This is a genomic window from Propioniciclava sp. (assembly GCF_036744435.1).
Taxonomy (GTDB): domain Bacteria; phylum Actinomycetota; class Actinomycetes; order Propionibacteriales; family Propionibacteriaceae; genus Propioniciclava.
On sequence record NZ_DAIOIA010000003.1, the window covers coordinates 55,041 to 59,452 of the forward strand.

At 69.3% G+C, this 4,412-nt stretch carries 1 CRISPR repeat array.

The window, feature by feature from the left end:
- The first annotated feature begins 11 nt into the window (after positions 1-11).
- Positions 12-4,387: direct repeats of the CRISPR family, unit length 28 nt; unit sequence GGCTCATCCCCGCGCTGGCGGGGACGAC.
- Positions 4,388-4,412: the final 25 nt, after the last annotated feature.

Here is a 4,412-nt window from a genome sequence, read left to right on the forward strand (position 1 = left end):
ACTCAACTGACGGCTCATCCCCGCGCTGGCGGGGACGACTCCCGAGCTGACGCCATGGTCGCCCGCCTGTCCGGCTCATCCCCGCGCTGGCGGGGACGACCGGCCTGCTCCAGGGCGGCGATCGCGAGCCCGAGGCTCATCCCCGCGCTGGCGGGGACGACCCTGCCATGGGTGAGCATGGCCGAGGCGCTCGGGGCTCATCCCCGCGCTGGCGGGGACGACTCGACCCGGTCAGGGTCGCCGAGGACGCCGAGGGGCTCATCCCCGCGCTGGCGGGGACGACTGCCGGGCCGAGATCCGGGACCAGATCTACCCCGGCTCATCCCCGCGCTGGCGGGGACGACCCGACTGCGGCGTCGCCGAGGATCAAGTCGACGGGCTCATCCCCGCGCTGGCGGGGACGACTCTCGAAGACGGCCGTCGCAGTCTGGAGGCCGAGGCTCATCCCCGCGCTGGCGGGGACGACTGCACTTGCGCACCACTAAACAGTGGTCTATGGGGCTCATCCCCGCGCTGGCGGGGACGACTCAGAGGCCCCCGCCGAGGGGAAAAGTATCCCGGGCTCATCCCCGCGCTGGCGGGGACGACTTAGCCCCCATCGCCGCGTTCAAGAGCCATTGCGGCTCATCCCCGCGCTGGCGGGGACGACCCAAATGGGCGCTGTCGGCCGAGGTGGGCGGGCGGCTCATCCCCGCGCTGGCGGGGACGACGGCCTTGTCCGTGAGCACGCGAGCGGGTACGACGGCTCATCCCCGCGCTGGCGGGGACGACTTTTCAATGCCGCCCATCAATGGGTTGAAAACGGGCTCATCCCCGCGCTGGCGGGGACGACCGCACCGGACGGCAGCCCCTCCCCTTCGATGAGGGCTCATCCCCGCGCTGGCGGGGACGACTCCTCAATGCTGTGGATGGTCACGCTGCACTCCGGCTCATCCCCGCGCTGGCGGGGACGACCGGGTGTCGTCGGAGGATTCGGTGACCGTGCAGGGCTCATCCCCGCGCTGGCGGGGACGACCGGTCTACACCAAGGCCTCCAACCCCCAGCGACGGCTCATCCCCGCGCTGGCGGGGACGACGTTGGCCGCGTTCACATCAACGACATGCTCGCGGGCTCATCCCCGCGCTGGCGGGGACGACCCTCCCGCGTCGGTCGGGTTCTCCGTGCCTGCAGGCTCATCCCCGCGCTGGCGGGGACGACGAGCACGTGACACCCACCGACCCCGCTAGGAACGGCTCATCCCCGCGCTGGCGGGGACGACTCGACGGCCTTTGCTTGTTCCTCAATGGCAGTGGGCTCATCCCCGCGCTGGCGGGGACGACCGGGCACGGTGGGGCGAGCATATGGAGCGAGGAGGCTCATCCCCGCGCTGGCGGGGACGACTTCTCATTCATCACACTTTCTCCTTCCCTCTCGGGCTCATCCCCGCGCTGGCGGGGACGACTTCTGCCCGCACTGGGCGACCGCTCGGGCGAGCGGCTCATCCCCGCGCTGGCGGGGACGACGGAGGCGGGTCGGAGCTATTGAGGCTAGACGCCGGCTCATCCCCGCGCTGGCGGGGACGACGCCCGGTTCGCCCGGTTCGCCTGCCTCGCCCGGGGCTCATCCCCGCGCTGGCGGGGACGACGCAGTGCAACCTGTTGCCTTACCCCACCAATCTGCCCAATCGGGCGGGCTCATCCCCGCGCTGGCGGGGACGACTTGTCTGCGATCTTATCCAATGGTCCCCCCTAGGGCTCATCCCCGCGCTGGCGGGGACGACTCTCAGTGTCTCCATTGTGCCTATCCGCATGCGGGCTCATCCCCGCGCTGGCGGGGACGACACAAGCATGCCCCGGCGATTGTGTCACTGGCCGGGCTCATCCCCGCGCTGGCGGGGACGACGCGTCCCGACTTCCGGCAATTCTGACGCGTATTGGGCTCATCCCCGCGCTGGCGGGGACGACGCACAACCCCCGTGTCAGCATGTGAGACACTTGGGCTCATCCCCGCGCTGGCGGGGACGACTATGGACTAGTACAAGTCCCCGAACACAAGCAGGGCTCATCCCCGCGCTGGCGGGGACGACTCGGCCGTGGGGAACTGTGCGGTGCGCGTCGTGGGCTCATCCCCGCGCTGGCGGGGACGACAACAATGCAAGACACCCGGCGAGTTCAAGGCCGGGCTCATCCCCGCGCTGGCGGGGACGACATTCTTCCAAGCGCTCGATAATATCGGTTTCGGGGCTCATCCCCGCGCTGGCGGGGACGACGTCAGTTTGACGTTCATTCTTCTATCCTTAAAGGGCTCATCCCCGCGCTGGCGGGGACGACTCGTTATCTCATCTTGCATACGTCGCACGATGGGGCTCATCCCCGCGCTGGCGGGGACGACTTGTCAATGATGGCGTCGGCGTACACCCGCGCCGGCTCATCCCCGCGCTGGCGGGGACGACATGTCGAGGTTCAAAACGGCCGGAATCACCGTGGGCTCATCCCCGCGCTGGCGGGGACGACTTGTCTGCGATCTTATCCAATGGTCCCCCCTAGGGCTCATCCCCGCGCTGGCGGGGACGACTTGCCTTACCCCACCAATCTGCCCAATCGGGCGGGCTCATCCCCGCGCTGGCGGGGACGACCGCCGACCCTAATTGATACCCAATAACCCACCGGGCTCATCCCCGCGCTGGCGGGGACGACTCAATCTGCGCTTTGGTGGCGGCATGGTAGCCGGGCTCATCCCCGCGCTGGCGGGGACGACTTGTCACTGTCAAACCACAATTACATCGCAGAGGGCTCATCCCCGCGCTGGCGGGGACGACGTGCTTGAGCTTTCCGATATCTATTTTGATGCGGGCTCATCCCCGCGCTGGCGGGGACGACCAGGCGCTTGACATTGAACGATTTTTGTGCCTAGGCTCATCCCCGCGCTGGCGGGGACGACTCAATCTGCGTTTTGGTGGCGGCATGGTAGCCGGGCTCATCCCCGCGCTGGCGGGGACGACCGAAGCTTGGGGATGGGCCATCTATGACGAGGGGGCTCATCCCCGCGCTGGCGGGGACGACTCCCCGGTAGGTTTCGCGCTTGTACATTCCTTAGGCTCATCCCCGCGCTGGCGGGGACGACATGGTGCAGCAAGGCGGCGACCTCGGCGGCGGCGGCTCATCCCCGCGCTGGCGGGGACGACCGGATCGCCGGCGCGCACGACATCGACCGGAAGGGCTCATCCCCGCGCTGGCGGGGACGACCCGAAATGCTGCGCAAGCGCGCCATCGAGGTGATGGCTCATCCCCGCGCTGGCGGGGACGACAGGGTGTCTGACGAGCTGTCTGTGGAGCACGGGGGCTCATCCCCGCGCTGGCGGGGACGACGCGCGGATGACCACCGAGCCCAGCGTGGGCCTGTGGCTCATCCCCGCGCTGGCGGGGACGACGAGTCGATCGACGAGAGGATCAGCCTGGCCTCCGGCTCATCCCCGCGCTGGCGGGGACGACGGCCGTCAGCGTCGTTCTGTCGGACCCACAGGCGGCTCATCCCCGCGCTGGCGGGGACGACTGAAGTGTGACGGCGGCCGTGTAGAGCGCGGGGGGCTCATCCCCGCGCTGGCGGGGACGACAGCGGCTCGGTCTGCTGATTGCATATCCGCCAGGGCTCATCCCCGCGCTGGCGGGGACGACCCGATCACGATCCCGATCGTGATCATGAAGTCGGGCTCATCCCCGCGCTGGCGGGGACGACGTGGGCTCGCCGGCGAACCACACACCTGCTGTGGGCTCATCCCCGCGCTGGCGGGGACGACTCGGCGTCTGAGGCGGCGCAGGGCATCGAGGAGGGCTCATCCCCGCGCTGGCGGGGACGACCCCATCTGTTCGAGCCAAAAGGCGTCCACTACGGGCTCATCCCCGCGCTGGCGGGGACGACTATGTGAAGGCGCTGGAAGGCATCCCCATCACGGGCTCATCCCCGCGCTGGCGGGGACGACCCGTACGCCACCAGGCACGACGGCGCCCCCGCGGGCTCATCCCCGCGCTGGCGGGGACGACCAGGTTTCGCAGATGGGCGTCCGGTCAAGGTCGGGCTCATCCCCGCGCTGGCGGGGACGACATGGCGGCAGGGTTCCTCCAGGTGTACGCGACCGGCTCATCCCCGCGCTGGCGGGGACGACCCCACCGCTGCCATACCGGGCCTTCCCCCGCACGGCTCATCCCCGCGCTGGCGGGGACGACAATTCTTCATACCATGGGCAATACTTCACAATGGGCTCATCCCCGCGCTGGCGGGGACGACTACGGTCGAATGGTAAAGAATGGTTACCAGCCTGGGCTCATCCCCGCGCTGGCGGGGACGACTGGCCGATTTTCGGTCAACCGTGCAAAGTTACGGGCTCATCCCCGCGCTGGCGGGGACGACACTTACTGGCAAGGGTAAATGCCTG